This window comes from Mesobacillus foraminis, from assembly GCF_004340465.1.
GTDB classification, from domain to species: domain Bacteria; phylum Bacillota; class Bacilli; order Bacillales; family Cytobacillaceae; genus Mesobacillus_B; species Mesobacillus_B foraminis.
This window is the reverse complement of the sequence record NZ_SLVV01000007.1, coordinates 336,646-357,871: the sequence shown is the minus strand read 5'-3', so window position 1 is coordinate 357,871 and position 21,226 is coordinate 336,646. Positions and strand designations below refer to the sequence as shown.

Genomic DNA, 21,226 nt, shown 5'->3' with positions numbered 1-21,226 from the left:
CTTCACTATTCACCCTTAAAAGCTCTTTTTACTTTTGAGAAAAAACCTTCTTCATGATCCCCCAGCGGAACCTGCCCGCTAATATCTGCAAACTCACGCAGGAGCTGTTTTTGTTTCTCTGACAGCTTTGTTGGAGTCAGTACTTTAACGATAATGTGCTGATCCCCTGTTCCATATCCTCTTACATTCGGAACGCCCTTGCCCTTCAGCCTGAATCTGGTACCCGTCTGGGTTCCTGCTGGTATCTTTAATTTTACTTTCCCGTGGACAGTAGGGACTTCAATCTCATCCCCAAGGGCTGATTGAACAAATGTGATTGGCATTTCGCAATAGATATCATCTCCATCACGCTCAAAGAACTCATGGGAGCGAATATGGAATACGATGTACAAATCTCCTGGAGGGCCTCCATTGATTCCAGGCTCCCCTTTTCCGGCAACCCTTAACTGCTGGCCATCATCCACCCCTGCAGGAATTTTAACATTGATTTTATTTCGCTTATTTACTTTGCCTGTGCCAGAGCATGTGCGGCATTTTTCTTTAATTTCTTTTCCTGTCCCATTACAGTATGAACAAACACGGCGGTTGACAATTCTCCCAAACGGAGTATTCTGTTCAACATTCAATTGGCCGCTGCCATGACAATGTTTACATGTGTCCACCTTGGTGCCAGGTTTAGCACCTGAACCATTACAGGTTTCACACGTTTCCTCGCGTGGAATCTCAATATCGGTTTCCTTCCCGAAAACAGCTTCTTCAAAGGAAAGGGTCATGGAATATTGAAGATCGGCCCCCTGCCTTGGAGCATTCGGATCGCGTCTTCTGCCTCCGCCCCCTCCAAAGAAGGTATTAAAGATGTCTTCGAAGCCGCCAAAGCCGCCTCCAAAGTCACCGCCGCCTCCGAATCCTTGGTTAGGGTCAGTATGGCCAAATTGATCATAGTGGGCCCGCTTCTGATCATCACTAAGAACCTCGTAGGCTTCTTTTACTTCTTTAAACTTTTCATCGGCATCAGCCTCTTTATTGATATCCGGATGATATTTCTTTGATAATTTTCGATAGGCTTTTTTTATTTCGTCCTTGGATGCCCCTTTGTTGACACCAAGAACGTCATAGTAATCCCGTTTACTCATGATTACCACTCCCGACTCTTTTCACATAAAGGTTATTTTAACACTCACCGTTCAAGGAGTGCAATGTTTTTAAAGCGGAATACCCGGTTGAACGTTCTGATTACAGCAAGGAATCAAACCGTTGCAGCCGTTCAATACATCTGCTTCCCTGAATTCAGATACAACCCGGTTTAGAGACATAACAATCCTTGACATAGTGCAACGGTGCAATTTTTATTTGCTCCCTGGTTTCAAAGACATGGATATTCTTTGAAAATCCGGTTATTTTTCAAAGAAAAAGCCAAAGCCAAGAAAGACCTGACTTTGACTTTTACTTTGATGCTTATTTATTGTCATCTACCTCTTCGAACTCTGCATCGACTACATCATCGTTTTTAGCAGTTCCACCCTGGCCATCAGCACCTTGTTGTGCCTGCGCCTGCTTTGCTGCTTCTTCATACAGCTTCATTGAAAGGTTTTGGACAATTTCCTGCAGCGCGTCTTTTTTAGCGCGAATTTCATCCAGGTCGTTTTTCTCGATAGCGGCCTTCAGCTCTTCTTTTGCTTCATTCGCTTTTGCGACTTCAGCTTCATCTACTTTTCCTTCAAGGTCCTTAAGGGTCTTTTCGGTAGTAAATACAAGCTGGTCAGCTTCATTTCGAAGTTCGACTTCTTCTTTGCGCTTTTTATCTGCTTCGGCGTTTTCCTCGGCTTCTCTAACCATCTTTTCAATCTCTTCATCCGATAAGCCTGTTGAGGACTTAATAGTAATGGCTTGCTCCTTATTTGTTCCCAGATCCTTTGCACGCACATTGACAATTCCGTTTTTATCGATGTCGAAGCTTACTTCGATTTGAGGAATTCCGCGTGGAGCAGGTGGAATATCCGCCAATTGGAAACGGCCAAGTGTCTTGTTATCCGCAGCCATTTGTCTCTCACCCTGAAGTACATGGATATCAACAGCTGTCTGGTTGTCTGCAGCAGTTGAGAACACCTGTGACTTCGATGTTGGAATTGTCGTATTGCGGTCAATCAGCTTTGTGAATACGCCGCCCATGGTTTCAATTCCAAGAGATAAAGGAGTGACATCAAGAAGGACAACATCTTTAACATCGCCTGAAATAACACCACCCTGGATTGCAGCCCCCATTGCTACTACTTCATCAGGGTTTACACCCTTATGAGGCTCTTTTCCAATTTCTTTTTTGATTGCTTCCTGAACAGCAGGAATACGAGTAGAACCACCAACAAGAATGACTTTGTCGATCTCGGAAGGATTCAAACCTGCATCCCTTAAAGCCTGGCGAGTTGGTCCCATGGTACGTTCCACAAGATTTGAAGAAAGTTCATCAAATTTGGCGCGGGTCATGGAAACTTCCAGGTGAAGCGGGCCAGCTTCCCCGGCAGTAATGAACGGCAGGGAAATCTGGGTTGAAGATACGCCAGAAAGATCCTTTTTAGCTTTTTCAGCAGCATCTTTTAGACGCTGAGCAGCCATTTTGTCCTTGGAAAGGTCAATGCCGTTTTCCTTTTTGAATTGCTCTACTAAGTAATCAATAATGACCTGGTCAAAATCATCTCCGCCAAGGCGGTTGTCCCCTGCAGTAGATTTAACTTCAAAGACACCGTCCCCAAGTTCAAGGATGGAAACGTCAAAGGTTCCGCCGCCAAGGTCATATACTAGGATGGTCTGATCTTCATCCATTTTGTCAAGTCCGTATGCAAGTGCTGCAGCTGTCGGTTCATTGATGATCCGCTCAACCTCAAGACCAGCAACTTTACCTGCATCCTTTGTTGCCTGACGCTCTGCATCATTGAAATAAGCCGGAACTGTAATGACGGCTTTTGTTACAGACTCGCCAAGGTAGTCTTCAGCATATGACTTCAAATATTGAAGAATGATTGCCGATACTTCCTGAGGTGTATATTTTTTGCCTTCAATCTCAACAGTATGGGAAGTACCCATATGACGTTTGATGGACATGATTGTGTTTGGATTCGTAATGCTCTGCCTTTTTGCTACTTCCCCAACCTGGCGCTCTCCGTTTTTGAAAGCAACAACGGATGGAGTTGTACGGTTCCCTTCAGGATTAGGGATAACCTTTGGTTCGCCGCCTTCAAGCACAGCGACGCATGAGTTTGTAGTACCTAAATCAATACCTATGATTTTACTCATCTATATTTACCTCCCCATTACTATGTAAGATTTATTGATTTACTTTCACCATTGAAGGACGGATGACCCTGTCCTTAAGAATATAGCCTTTTTGGAACTCTTCGACGACAATGTTCGAACCGAAGTTTTCATTGTTGTCCTGCATGACGGCCTGGTGGAGATTCGGATCGAACTCCTTCCCGACAGCCTCGATTGGCTCGGCACCTTCTTTTTTCAATGCATCAAGAAGGCTTCGGTATACCATTTCCATTCCCTGCAATAGGGATTGGGCGTGTTCATTATCTGCTCCCATCTTAAGTGCCCTGTCAAAGTTATCAATGGCAGGCAACAAATCAGAGATCAGGCTTTGTGCCCTATATTTTGCGCTTGATTCAAGGTCAAGCCTTGAACGGCGGCGGAAATTGTCAAAATCAGCTTGCAGGCGCAAATAGCGGTTTTCAGCTTCCTCCAGCTTGGCTTCAAGCTGGGCAATCCTTGCCTCTGCCTGATTCTCTTCCTCAACGCCGGCTTCGGCTGCCTCGTTCTCCTGCGCCTCTTCAAACACTTCCTCCGGCTGGGTTCCCTCAGCCGAATCCATTTCTTGCTCAAGATTGTTTTTCTCTTCCATTTAACTCACCTCCCTTAAAAGCGCTGTTTCTATTTTAAGCTGGTCTTTAAATTGCCTGTTTCAGCCAATGACATAGCAAGGGGATGGAACAGGCTGTTCCACCCTTAACAATATTTCCATGCCTATTTATTTTGATACAGTTCTGTCAGAACCTTGGACAAATCAGTGCTAATAAATTGGAGCAATGATATTACCCTGGAATATTCCATTCTAGTAGGACCAAGAATGGCAATGGTTCCGAGCTTTTCTTCCCCCATTGAGTAGCTGGCCGTAATCAAGCTGCAATTTTCCATGGCTATATTGTTGTTTTCCCGCCCAATCCTTACACTTATCCCCTTAGGGTTCTTTCTGATCAGCCGGGAAATCCCGTCCTCATGCTCAATCATCGTCATCAGGTTTCTGATCTTGTCGATGTCATTGAACTCAGGCTGATTCAGCATATTTGTTTTTCCGCCAAAAAACACTTTCTCGCTTGCAGGCATCGTCAATGTTTCAGAGATTGTGCCCAGTAGCAGATCATAATTCTTTATATGCTGCCTAAGGAGTGCCGCAACCTCTTTATAAATATTGGCATGCAAGTCAACCAGCGGGACTCCTGCCAAACGTTCATTAAGGATATTGACCATTTTTTCCACATCGCCAGGATCAACACTTGCGGGAAAATGAAACATTCTATTCTCAACATGGCCTGTATCAGTCACAATGATTGCAATGGCAGTGTCCTGGTTAAGCGGGACAATTTGAAGTTTCCTCAGCTTGTTATCTTTAACGGCAGGACCAAGAACAATGGAAGTGTAGCTGGTCATCTCCGAAAGTATCTTAGCTGACTTCTGCACGATTTTCTCAAGCTCATAAATTCTCTCTGCAAAAATTGATTTCACCGTGAGTATGTCAGATGAATCCAATTGTTGGGGGAGCAATAAATGATCAACATAATATCGATATCCCTTTTCAGATGGGATCCTGCCGGAAGAAGTATGTGTCTTCTCGATAAAACCCAATTCCTCCAAGTCTGCCATTTCATTCCTGATCGTTGCGGAACTGAACGAAATTTCTTCTTTCTTCGACAAGCTTCTGGAACCGACCGGTTGCGCGGTACGGATAAAGTCATCAACAATTACCTGTAATATTAATACTTGCCGGTCTGTTAACAACACTCATCACCTCTGTTAGCACTCTGCAATAACGAGTGCTAAATCTAATAATAAATTATCAATAATAGGCGATAATGTCAATGATTTGATACTCCCAGAAATGACTGAAAAACTTCGTTGCCTAAAAGCCTTCCATTTTTGGTGAGCATGATACGGCCATTATGAATCTCAATCAGTTTTCTGGCGGTTAAATCACTGAGTTCTTTACGGAATAATTCCGAAGGATTATAGCCAAATTTGTCAGTGAAATGTCGAATGCCGACTCCATCGGTCTTTCGAAGGCCCAAGAACATTTCTTCTTCCATTTTTTCCGGCAATGTAACCTCATGATCATCCAAAACGGGCAGTTCCCCATTCTTTATCGGTTCCATATACTTCTTTAACGGTCCAAAATTCGAGCGCCGCCGGCCCCCGACATAACTGTGAGCTCCAGCTCCAAAGCCAAAATACTCTTCATTTTTCCAATAGGTCAAGTTATGCCTGCTTTCATAACCTTGCAGGGCAAAATTGCTGATTTCATACTGATTTAAGCCATGAAGCTCCATTTGCTCCATTAACACCTCGTACATTTCCGCTTCTGCCTCTTCCCCTGGAAGCCGAAGCTTTCCTCTATTCATTAAATTATAAAATACAGTTTTTGGCTCAATAATCAAAGAGTAGCCTGAATAATGGACTAGTCCAAAGCCGAGTGCGGTCTTTAAGGTAGCCTTAAAATCTTCCACTGTTTGTCCAGGGAGACTATAGATCAAATCAATGCTGATATTCTTAAAGCCTATTGCCTGGGCTGACTCAATGGATTGATAGACATCAGCAGCCCGATGCGATCTCCCAATTGCCTTCAGCAAATCATCATTAAAGGATTGAACACCAAAGCTCAGGCGATTCACACCTGCATCTTTTAATATCTTCAGTTTCTCAATCGATAAATCACCCGGGTTTGCTTCAAATGTATACTCTGTCGTTTGATCATACGGGAGATTCCTCTGAATAGCCGTTACGAGAAATTCCAGCTGCTTTTCGTTAAGAGCAGTGGGTGTCCCCCCTCCAACGAAAATGGATTGTAGCTTATTACTTTTATATTCCTGCAATGTAATCTTCATCTCGGTTTCGAGACTTGCCAGATACTCCTCTACCGGCTGCCTGTTCATCAATACCTTATTAAAATCGCAGTAATGGCAAATATGATGGCAAAAAGGAATATGGATATAGGCAGCATGTATCAATTTTAACACTTCCTGTTCTTGCCTCATCAGATACTTCAGTATCCAAAAAGGCCTGTCATTTATTACATCTTTGATATCTTATATCTTTCCTGTCAAAATTCAGGGACCCTATTTAAACGTTTAGTCACTCTGCTGGCTCTAGTGAAAAAAGAGGCTAGACAGCTTGCACCTTCTGCACGCCGGTCTAACCTCCCTTTGTTCTGTTTTATTTTTTAGGAGTGTTGTCATCCATCTTAAGAACTGCCATAAATGCCTCTTGAGGCACTTCAACTGACCCGACCTGCTTCATGCGCTTTTTACCTTCTTTTTGTTTTTCCAATAGCTTCCGCTTACGTGAAATATCTCCGCCGTAACATTTGGCAAGGACATTTTTACGCATTGCTTTAATAGTAGAACGGGCAACAATCTTTTGGCCGATGGCAGCCTGGATAGGCACCTCGAATTGCTGTCTAGGAATCAATTCTTTAAGCTTTTCAACAATTATTTTACCCCGGTCGTAGGCAAAATCCTTATGCACGATAAAGCTCAGGGCATCAACCTTTTCGGTATTAAGCAGAATATCCATCTTAACAAGCTTGGATGGCTTATATCCAATCAATTCATAATCAAAGGAAGCATATCCCTTTGTACTTGATTTCAGCTGGTCAAAGAAATCATAAACGATTTCCGAAAGCGGAATTTCGTAAACGATGCTGACCCGGGTTTCATCCAAATACTGCATATCAATGAACACTCCGCGTTTTTGCTGGCAGATCTCCATAATTGGCCCTACATAGTCGTTTGGCGCCATCATGGTTGCCTTAACATAAGGCTCCTCGATTCGGTCAATTTTTTGCGGATCAGGCATATCTGCAGGGTTATCGACCCTGATTTCACTGCCGTCAGTCATGATGACATGATAAATAACACTCGGAGCAGTTGTAATTAAATCAATCTTGAATTCACGTTCAATACGCTCCTGGATGATTTCCATATGGAGCAGGCCAAGGAATCCACATCGGAAACCAAATCCAAGAGCCTGGGAAGTTTCTGGCTCGAATTGAAGGGCTGAATCATTTAATTCCAATTTCTCAAGCGCTTCCCTGAGATCATTGAATTTCGCAGAGTCGATCGGATACAGTCCACAGTAAACCATCGGATTCAGCTTCCGGTAACCTGGCAGCGGCTCTGTTGCCCCCTTCTTGGCATTGGTGATTGTATCCCCCACCCGGGTGTCCCCGACATTTTTAATGGCAGCAGTCAGGAAACCAACGTCCCCGACAGACAATTCTTCAGTCAGAACAGCTTTAGGAGTAAAAACGCCTACCTCTGTAACTTCGAATTCTTTGCCGGTTGCCATCATTTTAATTTTGTCGCCAGCCTTAACGGTTCCTTCGACAACTCTGATGTAAGCTACAACTCCCCTGTATGCATCATAGAGAGAGTCAAAAATCAAAGCCTTTAAAGGACCATCCGGATCCCCCTGTGGAGCAGGCACCTTTTCAACGATCTGTTCCAGAATTTCTTCAATTCCGATTCCAGCTTTCGCTGAAGCCAGCACTGCCTCCGAAGCATCCAGTCCGATAACCTCTTCAATTTCTCCTCTTACCCTCTCTGGATCAGCACTAGGCAGGTCAATCTTATTGATTACCGGAAGGATTTCCAGGTCATTATCCAGGGCAAGGTAAACGTTTGCCAGAGTCTGGGCTTCAATTCCCTGGGCTGCATCTACAACGAGAATGGCACCTTCACAGGCAGCCAGACTTCGGGATACCTCGTAGGTAAAGTCGACGTGTCCAGGCGTATCGATTAAATGGAAAGTGTATATCTCTCCATCCTTCGCCTTATACATCAGCTGGACTGAATTCAGCTTAATTGTAATTCCTCGTTCACGTTCCAGATCCATGGAATCCAGTAGCTGATCCTTCATTTCCCTCGAGGTTAAAGCGTTAGTTTTCTCAAGAATTCGGTCAGCAAGGGTCGACTTGCCGTGGTCTATATGGGCAATAATGGAAAAATTGCGGATTTTCGATTGTCTTTCTAGTCGTTCTTCTCTGTTCATTGCTGCTTCACTCCTACTTTACTCGCACATGCACACTATTTTTAGATTATATCAGCAGGGTCATGAAGATTCAATCAAAAGTGGATGTGCATCTTCCTGCAAGGCCTGAAGTCACTTTTTACAATGAGCTAAAAACAAGAGTAGCGGACAGCAGCCCGCTACTCTTGTTTATCCTTATTCGTTATGAGCTCCAGTGATTTTTCTGCCATTTCTGTCAGTCCATTCGCCAGCTTTTTGCCAATGTTTGAGAAGAAGTTGAAAGCTTTCATCTCTTCCAGAGTCTTGCGTTTCTGTTCGAGGTCGTGGCTTGATAGATCATTCCCAAGTATTGCGGTCTCTACATTGCCATCACTATTTTCCTGGATAGTAAATGCTGACTTAAAATCCGGGTCTTCATATCCCCTCATTTTATCCATGCCGTTATTTGCCAGCTGCATTCCGGCGAGTACTGAGATAAAAACCAGGCTTGCCAGCAGCACTCCTTTTAACATAAATAGCTTCATATTCATCACCCTGAACACCTATTTAATTTCCAATTGGCTGTGCATTCACATCTTCAGCCTGCCAATAAATTTCGCTAAAAACATCTGCAAGGGCATCCGCTGACCTATTCAGTTCCTCGAAAGTATTATCTACTCCGCCAAATTCAATTAATATGGCATTCTGTGATAAATCCTGGTTGAATTTCCCATTCGTGTAAGCACCTTTTTTCTCAATTACTCCCCGGCTTAACCCTTTGTATTTTTTTTCAAGAAGCTTGTGAATCTCAATTGCCAGTTTCTTGTTCTTTTCAGAGTTCGGATTATTTCCTCCTATAACAAAAGCTAGCTTGGCAAAGGATTTCCCACCGATTTGAATGGTTGTTTTGTCCTTTCGCAAAGCATCCCTGTGAATATCAATAAAATATTTTAAATTACGGTCTCCGGTCATTGCCGTCTGTACAACATTCCTCGATACAAGGTATGACTGATTGAACCCTTTACTCATGGCATCCGTTTTATCCACGGTGGTCCCGACTCCTTTGTTTTCCAGGCTCTGTTTCAGGCGGTCTCCAATGTTTGTTACATTTACTTTTGAATGATAAGCCATATCCGGATCCGTTACTCCATCTAGATATGGAAGGTAGGATTCCCTGGTGTGGGAGAAATAAAGATACACAACGTTCCGGTCGCCCGTAGTGTTAGGCGGAGACGCTGCACCGCCGCTGTCTTTTTCCTCTAAATCCTCCGTGTTTTTGAGAGCCGCTTCCTGTTCCGTTTTCAGCACTTCGATGGGAGGTGCCGACTCAATCGGCATGTTGGTGTAATTCGTTCCCTCACCCGCAACAAGAATCTTGCCATCGAAAAGAGAAAAGCCTGGAAGCTCCCTGCCAAGAAAGCTTCTGGGATCGTCGAGGCTCATATTGGTAGAGAGCTTAAAAACAAGATTGGACAGTTTTACGGGTTCTTCACTTTCCGGAAGGGATTGAAGGAGCTGATGATTTTCCATTCCCATCATCCTGTATAACAGTACTCCATTAATATTGGTTGCGGCATCGTTAAGGGAAGAAGATGTTATCCGGAATTCGGGCTTCAGTGACGTCATCAATCCACTTAATGTAAATACTGCAATCAGAAAAAACATAAAGGCAAGCGCCACTTTTAACAGGCTTGTCCCTTGGACGGCTATGATCATTCCCGGTCCTTTTATATGCTTCACAGGTTCCACCTCTTTTAGCAAGTCTAGTAAAATGTATGACGGTGCTAAAAGTGATAGAACCTCCATTGCAAAAAAGCTGATTTACCGTAAGCTTTGGAGATTAATGTGTATAGGTGCCGCTATTATCCTGATTAACCTGCCTGTGCAAAGCACTGTTTAGGCCGCTTGCAATCAGGTTCGCCATATCTTCAATAAATACGTCGACTTCTTTTGGCGTTACCATCAAATTATGGCCAAGCGGTGCAAGGACTTCATAAATAAGCTTTCTTTTTTCCTCTTCTTCAAGAGTGCCAATCATCCCCAGGAACGTTTGCCGATGCTGCTCTTCTGGCATATCCTCATCGGTAAGCTTTCTTTTCTCGCCAAAAGTCATGCCGGCCGGAACCAGGGATCGGGACGGCTTCCCGCCTTCCCGCATTTCCTTGCCAAAATGTTTTAAAATAAAATCAATGGTATCACTCGTAATCGATACAGCATCGACAACAGTGGGCACGCCGATGGCAATTACCGGAATCCCAAGGGTTTCTTTACTTAATTCTTTTCGCTTGTTGCCGACACCGGAGCCAGGATGAATGCCTGTATCCGAAATTTGAATCGTACTGTTCACTCTCTCAATTGACCTTGATGCAAGAGCATCAATGGCAATTACAAAATCCGGTTTTGTTTTTTCTACTACTCCAAAGATAATGTCGCTGGTCTCAATTCCTGTAATTCCCATGACACCCGGTGCAAGGGCACTTACTGGGCGGTACCCATCAGAAACACTTTGTGGCTGAAGCTCAAATAAATGCCTCGTAACAAGCAGGTTCTCGCAAACGATCGGCCCAAGGGCGTCAGGTGTTACATTCCAGTTACCCAGCCCTACAATCAGACAAGAGGCATCTTCATTCAAGCCTTTTTGCTTAAGGAACCTTGCAAATTCACTGGCAAAAACCCCTTCCACCTTTTTTTGAAGATCGCTGTCCTGCTGGCGGATACCAAGAACCTCAATCGTTAAATATTGCCCCTGCTTCTTGCCGATCGCTTTTTCTCCTTCTGCCGTAATTTCGACAAGCGATATTTTGATATCATTTTCTTCCTTTTCTTTAATGATAACCCCTTCAAGCTGGGAGACATCCGACTGGTCATGAACTGTTTTCGCATTTCCGGCAATAGCCATTTCACGTGCTTCGACAGCAAGGTCCGTCCGCACGGAATACATACTTAAATCAATTGAATCTTTCATAGCTGCATTCCTCCTTCAATTACTTCCTATCTTTTCCTATAAAGAAAAAAACATTCAAAGTTCTGTTCTACTAAATTGGGACAGAGTATTGCATTCTTGGCCTGTGTTTGATAGAATATCATTTGTTCGTAAAAATTATGTAACTGTATTGGATAGTCGAGTTCCATAAAGTCTCGATGCTTTTTAGGAGGTGAAGGGAATGCCAAACATTAAGTCTGCAATCAAGCGTGTAAAAACAAGTGAAGCTAATAGAGCACAAAACATAACTGTTAAATCCGCTATGCGTACAGCTGTTAAAAAAGCTGAAGCAACGATCGTGAACAACGACAGCGAAGCAAACGTAGCATTTGCTACTGCTTCTAGCAAGCTTGACAAAGCTGCTGCTAAAGGTCTTATCCATAAAAATGCAGCTGCCCGTAAAAAATCCCGCATGATGAAAAAACTAAACGCCAACGGTTAATCCTTTAGATCAGCCAGTAGCGATTACTTTTTCACATCAGCAAAAAAAACGGTCCTGATAAAAGGCCGTTTTTTTTTATGCTTTTTTATTGTTCAATTGAAAAAGAATCATTTCAATCAATAATTCTTTTTTCATTCCCCCTGTTTTCATCTGAAAGTCCGCATCCGCGATGAGCTGAATCGTATTTGTCAGTTCTTCATCCGAAAAATATTTTGCCTGCCCGGCAGCCAGCTTCACTCGGAACGGATGAATTTTTAAGTATCCAGCTATTTGCTGCTGTCCATAGCCCCTCCGAGCCAGTTCCTTTACTTGGTATAACAGCCGAAACTGTCCTGCTATTAACGACAGTATCTTAATAGGCTCCTCGTTCTGCTTTAGCAAGTCATAATATATCCGCAGGGCTTCCTCAATTTTCCTGTGAACTACCTTGTCAATCAGGGTGAAAATATTTTGCTCAAGTGAGCGCGCCACCAGCTTGTCCACCATTTCGGCATTGATTTTTCTGGCATCCCCCGCGTAAAGGATCAATTTATCAATTTCACTCGTTAGCATAAAAAGGTTTGTCCCCGATAATGTTACAATAAGTTCTACTGCATCCTCGTCGATTTCAGCCCCATTTCCTATAGCCCTGTCCTTGATCCAATTCTTCAGTTCCGGTTCTGATAGCCGTTTTGCTTCTCCAATCACCGCTTTCCTCTTTAATTCTTTTGTGATTTTCTTCCTCTCATCCAGTTTTTCATAGGGGGCAGTAAATACAACTGTTGAATAAGGAGCAGGCTCTGCCAGATAAGATTCCAATTTTGACAGATTATGTTCAACTTTCCCCTTCGATTTTTCAGAGGTTAAAAATACTGGGTTCTGGAGGATGATTAAACGCTTTTCTCCCATGAAAGGAAATGTTTCCGCGTCCTCAAGAGCCACTTCTATGGGGGTTTCTTCTAAATCGTAAGTAGAATAATTAAAATCCATTTCTTCTTCATTCAGGATTTTATTGATCAATAGCTGCCTGGTTTCATTTATCAAAAAAGACTCTTTCCCATACAGCAAATAGATAGATTCTATTTTATTTCTGTTAATTTGTTTCCAAATATCAAGCACCATTGCTTTTCGCTCCGTTCGATCCATTTTAGCCACCATTCTATCGTAAAGAAGCCTGGCCAATTTGACAAGGCAAAACAAAAGGACTTCTAATTATTTGAATTTTCAAGGGAACCGCTAGGGCAGACCTGACGATTCCCTATTTATAATGAACGCTGTTATAAAAGGCCCGGGATACTTTCATAACAACGGTGCATCATGATGTTTGCAGGCGAAAGCGTTTAACTATCTGGCTTTTTTAATAAATATCGGATATACTAATTTTAGAAATAGGGGGGATTGTTGTGAACCAGTTTGAAAAGAATATCCAAAACAAACGCAATGACGTTATTGATTCCGGAATGGGATTCGTCGTTTCCTTTGGTTTCTTTGCAACGATGTTCATCATTGCAACTGTCATTCAAGTTATTGGAAGGTAAGACAGCTACATAGTTGGTTGATGGGAGACTGCAGACACGATGCAGTCTCTTTGCTTTGTCGGATCAAGCATGATGGTATGATTGAGGATTTAAAGGATTAAGTCCTTAGTATATTATGGAAGCCATGTATGAAACGTTCCTGATTTATCTTTAAACGTAAAAATTACTGCCCCGTGCTGATCGGTTCTATATACCGGGATTTTCCTGTTTTCAAGGCGGGAAAGGACCTCAGCATGGGGATGATTGTACCTGTTTTCAAGACCGGCTGATATAATCGCCGTTTTCGGGGCAATCCTGTCCAGGAAGAGCTCCGAACTGGAAGTTTTGCTCCCATGATGCCCTAATTTCAGGACGTCAGCTTTTATGCCGGGAATCCTCTCTAACAGCTGTTTTTCCCCGTTTTCCCCCATATCCCCAGTGAACAGCCAGGTCTTCCCTCCAAAGGCTGCCCACAGCACGATCGACCCTTCATTTTTATCCTCCTGGGTAGATGCAGGGCTGACTACTATAAAATCTGCATTCCCTGCAGCCCAGGACTTACCTGCTTTTATAGATTTAAATTCTATCTTCTTTCTTTTTGCGAGGGTATACAGCTCCTTTTCCAGACTGGATCTTTCTGCTGAGACCGGAAGCAGAATCTCCCCGATTTCCAGTTCTTTTAGCAGTGATGCAGCCCCTCCAATATGGTCTGCATCACCATGAGTCAAAACGAGCTTATCAATCTTCCTGATCCCCTCACTCTTCAGGTAAGGAAGCAAAATATCCTTCCCAGTCTCAAATGTCCTTCTCTTCACCTGCCATTTCTCTTTTGAAAACCCGATTGTACCGCCTGTATCAATCAAGTAAGTTCCTTGATTATTTGGAAGCTGAATCAGGATGCTGTCCCCCTGACCAACATCAATAAAGACAACTTTGCCATAAGGAGAAACATAGGGAAAAGCAATTTGGAAAATGAAAGGGGCAAGAACCAGCAGGATATGGGCTTTTGACTTCCCCTTTTCCCATTTTAGGAAAAAGACGAGAATAGATGCCATATAAAATAGCAATAACCACAGCGCAGGCTTCCCCGTAATTATAGTGGCCGCAGGAAAATCGGAGAACCGGGAGGATAGTTGATTGGTCAGGTCGATAATGGCCTCCAGCAGCATCAGAAAAGGCCTGGCTGCTAATGGAATGGTTAATTGCACTAAATAGACAATCAAGACAAATGGCAGGATTACAAACGAAAATAAGGGAACGAATACTAGATTAGCTAAAATGGAAATGACAGAAATCTCATAAAAATTGGTTAAAATAACAGGCATGCTAGAAAGCTGTGAAATAAATGAAATGACCGTCAATTTGGATAGCGCCAGGCTGCATCGAGCGATCATTCCAGATGAAAGGATGAGAGAAAGGCTGACTAAAAAAGAGAGTTGAAAACCCGGATCATAGATGATGGAGGGTGAGAAGAATGTTAGAAGCAAAAAAGCAGAGGATAGTACATCGATTGAAGATAAATGAAGCCTGTACCGTCTGGCAAGAAGAAACAGTAACAGCATAATAACGGATCTATTAACAGGCGGGGCAAGTCCTGTGAGCACAGCATAAAGAGGCAAAGCAGCCATGAGGATATATTCCGCTTTTTGTCTGGTCACCCCAACTTTAATCAACAGATAGAAACACATTCCACTAAGAAGCGCTACATGCAGGCCTGAAATAGCCAGTAAATGCACAGTTCCCGTTGCCTCATAGTTTTCGATGGTTTCCGGATTCATTAGTCTCCGGTCCCCAAATAATAAAGCTGCCGTGATTGCCCCGCTTTCTTTGGTTAAAATCCCTTCCAGCCTGTTTACCTGCTTATGGCGCACCTTTTTAAGTGCCGTCAGCAGCCCGTCCTCTTTCTCAGCACAAGTTTGCAGATCCAGAACATCTCCATTCAGAATCCAGAAAATATGTTGGTTCTGCAGATACTGTTGATAGTCAAATGCATTAGGGTTTCTGGCCTGATTAGGCTTTCTCAGAGTACCGGACACCCTGCACCAGGTTCCCGGGTAAAGGGATTCTTTTACCTGCTGTTTCTCCTGAGGAGAACGAAGTTTATAATTCAGCATGATTCGCTCTCCATCAGGTTTTATCACCGCACCGGCAGTCAGTTTATCCCCGTCAACCTGCACGCCATCAGGCAGTGAAAGCAGGAAATCTTTTTCCTCACCTGTAAGGGCTGTTTTTCTAGTGCTGTTTTCCAGAAAGGCTGCCCCGCTAAAAATAATAAATACCACCAAAAGCGGAACAAGCTGCTTAATGAAAAATTTTTCAGAATAGCAAAGGTAGCTGCAAAAGAAGATAAAGACCAAAGCGTGTAAGTAAAACTCTTGGAACCCTGCAAAAATTCCGATTAACGCAACTGCTGCAGCATAGATAAGCTTACCTTTCATATCATGCGTCTTTTAGAACAACTTCGCGGCTGTCCACTTGCTGCAGTTTTATGCCTGCCTTTTCAAACAGTTCAATAGCATATGGATGGTTTTTATAATCCTGCGCATAAAAAACGGTCTTTATCCCCGCCTGGATAATAGCTTTGCAGCACTGCAGGCAAGGAAAATGTGTAACGTAGATATCGGCGTCTGAAGCCGGCACGCCGAATTTGGCGCACTGAAGCAATGCATTCATTTCTGCATGAATTGTCCGGACGCAATGATTATCAATAACATAACAGCCTTCATCAATGCAGTGATCCCCTCCGGCAATCGATCCATTATAACCGCCTGCAATGATCCTTTTATCCCTGACAATGGTAGCTCCGACAGCCAGCCGCGTGCATGTGCTCCTTAAAGCTAAAAGATGGCTTTGGGCCATAAAAAATTCATTCCAAGAAATGCGTTCCATATTGACTCCCCCTTTCATATATCCCTATTTCTTTTACAGTTTAATCGTTTCCCTGTTTGTCCGCAATCATTGCCTTTTTATTTAACGGTTATTAATTCCCTCAACTTTTCAAATGTCTTATCTCCAATGCCCGATATTAATTTTAAATCATCAACTGTTTTAAATGCTCCGCTGGTTTCCCTGAACTCGATAATGGCAGCTGATTTCGAGGGACCAATGCCAGGCAGGGTTTCCAGCTCGCTTGCTGATGCAGAATTCAAATTAACCTTCTGACTGCTACCCGTACTCTCTCCCCCGCCGGATACGGGGATTTGTCCTGCAGGCGGGCCTTGACCTCCTTTCTCTGGGATATAAATAGCCATTTCGTCACCAATCTTCATAGCAAAATTTATAGAAGCAGTGTCGGCTTTGTTTGTCAGCCCTCCTGCCTTTTCGATGAGATCAATTACTCGCTCTCCCTGATGTACATCATAAACACCAGGCTTTTTAACGGCCCCCTTAATATCTGCCATCATTGGAACGGAGACTTCATTTTCCTGCCCAGGTTTCTCTTTGGCCTGAGCTTTTCCCTCATCCTTTGTTTCAACAGACCATTCCTCTGGAAGATCCCTTACTTCCTCCTCCTCGGAATTAAATAAATAAGGATACAGAAGGACAGCTGCCAGTAGCGCCGCTGCCAGCAAATAAACTTTATGCTCTTTTAACCAGTCTGTCATAATAAAACCTCACCTTTTCTTTAAGTCATATTTTCATCGGGAGCTACATAAGTTTTAGGAGAAAGTCATGGAGCCTGCAAGAAGGAGGGAAGAGACTTGAAAATTGGGATTATTGGCACCGGAAATATGGGGAGAATTTTGGCTGAGGCCCTGATTGATGGGAATGCCGTTTCCCCTTCTTCATTAATCATTACAAACAGGACTTTTTCGAAAGCGGTGGAATTAAAGAAGGTCTTTCCGGGGATAACGATAGGATCTTGCGCAGCAGAAGTCGCGGACAAAGCCGACGTTATTTTTGTTTGCGTAAAACCGCATAATGTATACGAGGTTTTGGAAGATATCAAAGGAATGCTTAACAGAGAAAAATGTGTCATTTCCATTACCAGTCCAATTAGTGTTTTACAGCTGGAGTCTGTTCTATCCTGTTCCGTAGCCAGGGCGATTCCCAGCATCACCAATAGGGCCCTTGCCGGCGTTTCCCTCATCACCTACGGAGAAAATTGCAGCGGGGAATGGAAAAAAGAAATTAGCCGCATATTCAGTTCCATATCCAGTCCGGTCGAGATTAATCCGAATATCACAAGAGTTGCATCCGATATCGTCAGCTGCGGGCCTGCTTTCTTCAGCTATTTAACCCAAAGGTTTATCCTTGCTGCCGTCAAACAAACAGAGATTGATTATGAAACGGCAACAAAACTTTCGAGCGAAATGCTTATTGGGATGGGAGAGCTGCTGAGAAAGGAATTTTACACCCTTCCCACACTGCAAGAAAAGGTTTGTGTAAAGGGAGGGATAACAGGAGAGGGCATCAAAGTGCTGGAGAGTGAAATAGGGGAAATGTTTGAGCATTTATTTGCAGCAACACACTGGAAGTTTGAAGAGGACCTTGCCAGATCGAGGGAACAGTTCGGTCATGATTAATTTCTCCATAAAGGCAGATTAATCCTGCTGAAATAAATAAAAAACCAAGCGGCCATATAAAAACTTTTGCCGCTTGGTTTTTTTGTTATTCTTTTTTCCGGGCTGCGACCAAAATCCGTTCTGATTCAGAACCAGGCTCTGAAGGAAGGAAATCCGCACTGATCTCGAGGAGTTCGAATCCGAGCTTTTCAAGAAGGTTTGTGTAGAACGAAATTTCAAACGTCCGCTGATAGTGAAGCTCATCTACCCGATCATACATGCCTGTCTTTTCATCCAGTACAAAAAAGGTCAGTTCATGCTCTGCACTGTGGGGCTGGTCGCCGGGAAAGCTGTTCCAGATGTAGGAGATGTCCTCATCATTTAATGTAAAAGGGCCGTCTGTAAAAATATGATCCATTTTATGCAAAGAATGAACATCAAAGAAAAACAACCCGCCATCTGCCAAATGCCGATGAACGCCTGCAAATGTTTTCTCAATATCCAAGGGCTCCCTCAGATAATTCAGTGAATCACAAAATATCCCGATGATGTCATATGCCTCATAATGGCCATCCAGTTCTGTCATATCCTGCTGAAAAAAAGGGATTTTAAGGCCTTGGGCATCCGCTTTGGCTTGTGCAACAGCCAGCATATCCTCTGACAAATCTACGCCTGCAACCTCGAAGCCGGCCAGGGAGAACTGGATGGAAAGCTGTCCAGTCCCGCAGGCTAAATCCATTAACTTGACCCCGGTCATTCCATGTTTTGCTGATATGCGCTGTACCCAGTTTACCCACTCATTATAGGGAACATCCTCCATCAGCGTATCGTAAAGATAGGCAAACTTACCGTAGGTCATTGCAATTCACTCTGGATATTTTCAAGAGGTGCATCCCCCCACAGACGTTCGAGATTATAATAGCTTCTTTCGTCACGATGGAATACATGGGCAACGACATCGCCCAGATCGATTAATACCCACCTTGCCTCATCAAAACCTTCCATCCGTTTAACCTCAAAGCCGTTTTCATATGCCTTTTCTTTGATCTCACGGGCAATTGCCTGGACCTGTTTATCAGAATTCCCATGGCATATAATAAAATAATCCGAGATTAACGAGATTCCTCGCATATTCAGGACCATAAGATCCTCTGCCCTTTTATCATCTGCGGCTTTTACCGCTGTCTGTAACAATTGGCGGTCAGTCATTCAATCAATCCTCCTAAATAGTAATGGGTGTGCTGCTTACAGCTTATTTGCAAGATCATTATAAGTGTAAAAGGTGTCAGGGTACACCGGCTGATTTTTTTTCATTAAAAAAACGATGGTATTCTTCACTGACTGGACCAGGGCCTGATCCAGATTCATCTTAGCCATTTCCCTCACCTCATCAACCCCGGGAAAATGCCTTCCAGGTTCGATATAATCGGCGAGGTAAATGATTTTATCCAGTAAAGTCATCCCGACTCTTCCTGACGTATGGTAGCGTATAGCGTCAAGGATTTCGGGATCTTTTATTCCAGCTTCCTTTTCAACAAGATAGGCTCCTACAGGAGCATGCCAAAGTTCACTATTGAATTCTAACAGTGCTTTTTCCATATGTTGCTCTTCAATGATGCTTTTCATTTCATCTTTTGGACGAAACTTGGCATAATCATGAAAAATCGCTGCCAGCTCGGCCTTTTTCCTATCGGCCCCATACCTATCTGCCAGTTTTATCGCCGTCTCCATTACCCCCACGGTATGCACATAGCGATGGTCTGTTAATTGTTCTTTTACCACTGCTAACGCCGTTTCACGATCCATATAATTGATTCTCCTCTATATAAAGGCGTACAGAATCAGGAATCAGATATCGAATAGTCTGGTTATCCCCGATTCGCTTTCTGATCAAACTTGATGACAACTCCATCATAGGGGATTCGACATAGAGAATATCATATTTGGTTTCACTGCTATAGGCTGGCCTGTTGACGCCCACGAATGTCAGCAGATTCTGCAATTCATCCACTTTATGCCACTTTGGCAAATATTCAATCATGTCCGCACCGATGATAAAATAAAATTCTTTATCCCCATGCCGTTCAGTCAGAAGTTTCATCGTGTCATAGGTATACGAGGGGCCTGAACGTTCCAGTTCAATGCTTTCCACCCGAAAACATGGGTGGCCCTTGATTGCCAGCTCCAGCATTTCTACCCTTTGCTCATTGGTAACGTCCCCCTCTTTCCGCTTATGCGGCGGTTCCTGATTGGGCATAAACCAAATGCTGTCAAGCGAAAGAGCTGAAAGCACTTCATTTGCAATGATGAGATGGCCAATGTGAGGCGGATTAAAGGTTCCGCCGAGTATACCAACTTTTTTCATGCAGTCGCCTCCTTGTTAACGGGGAAGTTCAAGCTGCTTGTTTTCCCTCGATTCCTTGTAAAGGACGATTGTATTTCCAATTACCTGGACAAGTTCTGCACCTGCACCCTTTGAAAGCTCGTGAGCCACTGTATCCCTATCTTCATCGCAGTTTTGCAGAATATTTACTTTGATAAGCTCCCGGACCTCCAGAGCCTCAGCTATCTGTGTGACCATATTATCATTTACCCCGCCTTTTCCGACTTGAAAAATCGGATTGAGATGGTGAGCTTTTGATCTTAAATACCGTTTTTGTTTTCCTGTTAACATGATGATCCTCCTAGTTGTTTCAAGACATTTCCCTTCATTCGCGCAGTATCAGGGAAGATGCCTGTCCATTTTTCAAATGCCAGCGCCCCCTGGTAAACGAACATGTCTATTCCATTTTGGGTTGCTGCTCCCAGTCTTGCCGCCTCAGATAATAGTCTCGTTTCAAGAGGGTTATAAATAATATCACTTACAAAACAGCCCTCTTTCAAAGCAGAAAACGGCAGCGGGGTTCCGTCTATATCCGGTGACATGCCAATGGAGGTTGTCTGGATAATGAGATCATACTGATCACAGGATTTCCCTGCTTCCTCCATACCCAATATGGCAGACTGCACAGCGAAAGGACATCCCTTTGCCAGCTCTTCAGCCCTGGCAGCCGTTCGGTTGCAAATATCTATTTCCTTTAAACCAGCTTCGGCTAAAGAAAAATAAATGGCCTTGGCCGCTCCTCCAGCCCCAATGATCAATGTCTTCTTTTCCGTAATGGCCGGGAGCCTGTCCAATAGGCCACGAACAAATCCTCTTCCATCTGTATTGTAGCCAATTAACAGTCCATTTTCATTCACTACTGTATTAACAGCGCCAATTGCTTCAGCCAGATGATCCACTTTGTCCAGTAAAGGGATGATTTGGGTCTTATGGGGGACAGTTACATTAAAACCTGCTGCCCCTATTGCTTTAAATCCCTTCACCGCATCTTCAAGGTCCATTGGTTTGACATGAAAAGGAAAATACTGCCTATCCATTCCGTAAAAATTGAATAAGTCATTATGCATGACAGGTGACATAGAATGGCCGACCGGATCGCCGATCACACCGTATAATTTTCTCACTGGATTTCCCCTCCCCGGGACT

General features: G+C 43.5%; 22 protein-coding genes. 3 read left to right on the top strand and 19 right to left on the bottom strand.

Going from position 1 to position 21,226, the window contains the following annotated elements:
- Nucleotides 1-5 precede the first annotated feature (5 nt).
- From dnaJ to gpr, 9 genes are all read right to left on the bottom strand, one after another.
- Nucleotides 6-1,133, bottom strand: coding sequence for a molecular chaperone DnaJ (gene dnaJ / locus EV146_RS14925; protein WP_132007606.1), 1,128 nt, complete (start codon nt 1,131-1,133; stop codon nt 6-8).
- Nucleotides 1,134-1,455: 322 nt separating this feature from the next.
- A complete protein-coding gene (gene dnaK / locus EV146_RS14920; RefSeq protein ID WP_132007603.1) occupies nt 1,456-3,288 on the bottom strand; it encodes a molecular chaperone DnaK in 1,833 nt (610 codons plus the stop codon).
- A 31-nt stretch (nt 3,289-3,319) separates the two neighbouring features.
- Nucleotides 3,320-3,895, bottom strand: a complete 576-nt coding sequence (gene grpE, locus EV146_RS14915; RefSeq protein WP_132007600.1) for a nucleotide exchange factor GrpE — start codon at nt 3,893-3,895, stop codon at nt 3,320-3,322.
- 122 nt (nt 3,896-4,017) lie between these two features.
- The gene (gene hrcA, locus EV146_RS14910; RefSeq protein WP_132007597.1) at nt 4,018-5,049 is read right to left on the bottom strand and encodes a heat-inducible transcriptional repressor HrcA; all 1,032 of its coding nucleotides are present in this window, start codon (nt 5,047-5,049) and stop codon (nt 4,018-4,020) included.
- 77 nt (nt 5,050-5,126) lie between these two features.
- Complete coding sequence (gene hemW, locus EV146_RS14905; protein ID WP_132007727.1) at nt 5,127-6,272, bottom strand: radical SAM family heme chaperone HemW; 1,146 nt, start codon at nt 6,270-6,272, stop codon at nt 5,127-5,129.
- A 205-nt stretch (nt 6,273-6,477) separates the two neighbouring features.
- Nucleotides 6,478-8,313, bottom strand: a complete 1,836-nt coding sequence (gene lepA / locus EV146_RS14900) for a translation elongation factor 4 (protein ID WP_121611681.1) — start codon at nt 8,311-8,313, stop codon at nt 6,478-6,480.
- 158 nt (nt 8,314-8,471) lie between these two features.
- Complete coding sequence (locus tag EV146_RS14895) at nt 8,472-8,822, bottom strand: YqxA family protein (RefSeq protein WP_309136099.1); 351 nt, start codon at nt 8,820-8,822, stop codon at nt 8,472-8,474.
- 16 nt (nt 8,823-8,838) lie between these two features.
- Nucleotides 8,839-10,011 (bottom strand): stage II sporulation protein P, encoded by a 1,173-nt coding sequence (gene spoIIP / locus EV146_RS14890; protein WP_277873217.1) that lies wholly within the window; start codon nt 10,009-10,011, stop codon nt 8,839-8,841.
- Nucleotides 10,012-10,111: 100 nt separating this feature from the next.
- Nucleotides 10,112-11,236: a GPR endopeptidase gene (gene gpr, locus EV146_RS14885; protein ID WP_121611677.1), complete on the bottom strand. Its 1,125-nt coding sequence runs from the start codon at nt 11,234-11,236 to the stop codon at nt 10,112-10,114.
- 199 nt (nt 11,237-11,435) lie between these two features.
- Here gpr and rpsT point away from each other — a divergent pair, with 199 nt between their 5' ends.
- A complete protein-coding gene (gene rpsT, locus EV146_RS14880) occupies nt 11,436-11,696 on the top strand; it encodes a 30S ribosomal protein S20 (protein ID WP_121611675.1) in 261 nt (86 codons plus the stop codon).
- 75 nt (nt 11,697-11,771) lie between these two features.
- On the opposite strand, the gene holA is transcribed toward rpsT, so the two are convergent.
- Nucleotides 11,772-12,797, bottom strand: coding sequence for a DNA polymerase III subunit delta (holA, locus tag EV146_RS14875; RefSeq protein WP_121611673.1), 1,026 nt, complete (start codon nt 12,795-12,797; stop codon nt 11,772-11,774).
- A 281-nt stretch (nt 12,798-13,078) separates the two neighbouring features.
- On the opposite strand from holA, the gene EV146_RS14870 reads away from it, so the two are divergent.
- On the top strand, nt 13,079-13,213 hold the full coding sequence (locus EV146_RS14870) for a YqzM family protein (RefSeq protein ID WP_121611670.1): 135 nt from the start codon (nt 13,079-13,081) through the stop codon (nt 13,211-13,213).
- A 113-nt stretch (nt 13,214-13,326) separates the two neighbouring features.
- On the opposite strand, the gene EV146_RS14865 is transcribed toward EV146_RS14870, so the two are convergent.
- The 3 genes from EV146_RS14865 to EV146_RS14855 all read right to left on the bottom strand — a co-directional run bounded on the left by EV146_RS14865 (nt 13,327) and on the right by EV146_RS14855 (nt 16,797).
- Entirely contained in the window at nt 13,327-15,630 is a 2,304-nt protein-coding gene (locus EV146_RS14865; RefSeq protein ID WP_132007591.1) for a DNA internalization-related competence protein ComEC/Rec2, read from the bottom strand.
- Between the two features lies 1 nt (nt 15,631).
- Nucleotides 15,632-16,081, bottom strand: coding sequence for a ComE operon protein 2 (locus tag EV146_RS14860; protein WP_121611666.1), 450 nt, complete (start codon nt 16,079-16,081; stop codon nt 15,632-15,634).
- A gap of 77 nt (nt 16,082-16,158) precedes the next feature.
- The gene (locus tag EV146_RS14855; RefSeq protein WP_132007588.1) at nt 16,159-16,797 is read right to left on the bottom strand and encodes a helix-hairpin-helix domain-containing protein; all 639 of its coding nucleotides are present in this window, start codon (nt 16,795-16,797) and stop codon (nt 16,159-16,161) included.
- Nucleotides 16,798-16,893: 96 nt separating this feature from the next.
- Here EV146_RS14855 and comER point away from each other — a divergent pair, with 96 nt between their 5' ends.
- Nucleotides 16,894-17,718: a late competence protein ComER gene (comER, locus tag EV146_RS14850; RefSeq protein WP_132007585.1), complete on the top strand. Its 825-nt coding sequence runs from the start codon at nt 16,894-16,896 to the stop codon at nt 17,716-17,718.
- Between the two features lie 85 nt (nt 17,719-17,803).
- Here the strand turns inward: comER and EV146_RS14845 are convergent, their stop codons facing one another.
- Genes EV146_RS14845 through aroE form a run of 6 tightly spaced genes read right to left on the bottom strand, consistent with a single transcriptional unit; the run spans nt 17,804 to nt 21,204 of the window.
- Nucleotides 17,804-18,556 (bottom strand): class I SAM-dependent DNA methyltransferase, encoded by a 753-nt coding sequence (locus EV146_RS14845; protein WP_132007582.1) that lies wholly within the window; start codon nt 18,554-18,556, stop codon nt 17,804-17,806.
- Nucleotides 18,553-18,906, bottom strand: a complete 354-nt coding sequence (rsfS, locus tag EV146_RS14840) for a ribosome silencing factor (RefSeq protein ID WP_121611657.1) — start codon at nt 18,904-18,906, stop codon at nt 18,553-18,555. Before rsfS ends, EV146_RS14845 begins: the two co-directional genes overlap by 4 nt.
- 36 nt (nt 18,907-18,942) lie before the next feature.
- Nucleotides 18,943-19,503, bottom strand: a complete 561-nt coding sequence (gene yqeK / locus EV146_RS14835) for a bis(5'-nucleosyl)-tetraphosphatase (symmetrical) YqeK (RefSeq protein ID WP_132007579.1) — start codon at nt 19,501-19,503, stop codon at nt 18,943-18,945.
- Nucleotides 19,493-20,062, bottom strand: a complete 570-nt coding sequence (locus EV146_RS14830) for a nicotinate-nucleotide adenylyltransferase (protein WP_132007576.1) — start codon at nt 20,060-20,062, stop codon at nt 19,493-19,495. Before EV146_RS14830 ends, yqeK begins: the two co-directional genes overlap by 11 nt.
- A gap of 15 nt (nt 20,063-20,077) precedes the next feature.
- Nucleotides 20,078-20,371, bottom strand: a complete 294-nt coding sequence (yhbY, locus tag EV146_RS14825) for a ribosome assembly RNA-binding protein YhbY (RefSeq protein WP_121611650.1) — start codon at nt 20,369-20,371, stop codon at nt 20,078-20,080.
- The gene (gene aroE, locus EV146_RS14820) at nt 20,365-21,204 is read right to left on the bottom strand and encodes a shikimate dehydrogenase (protein WP_132007573.1); all 840 of its coding nucleotides are present in this window, start codon (nt 21,202-21,204) and stop codon (nt 20,365-20,367) included. The genes yhbY and aroE overlap by 7 nt, the downstream gene beginning before the upstream one ends.
- Nucleotides 21,205-21,226 lie beyond the last annotated feature (22 nt).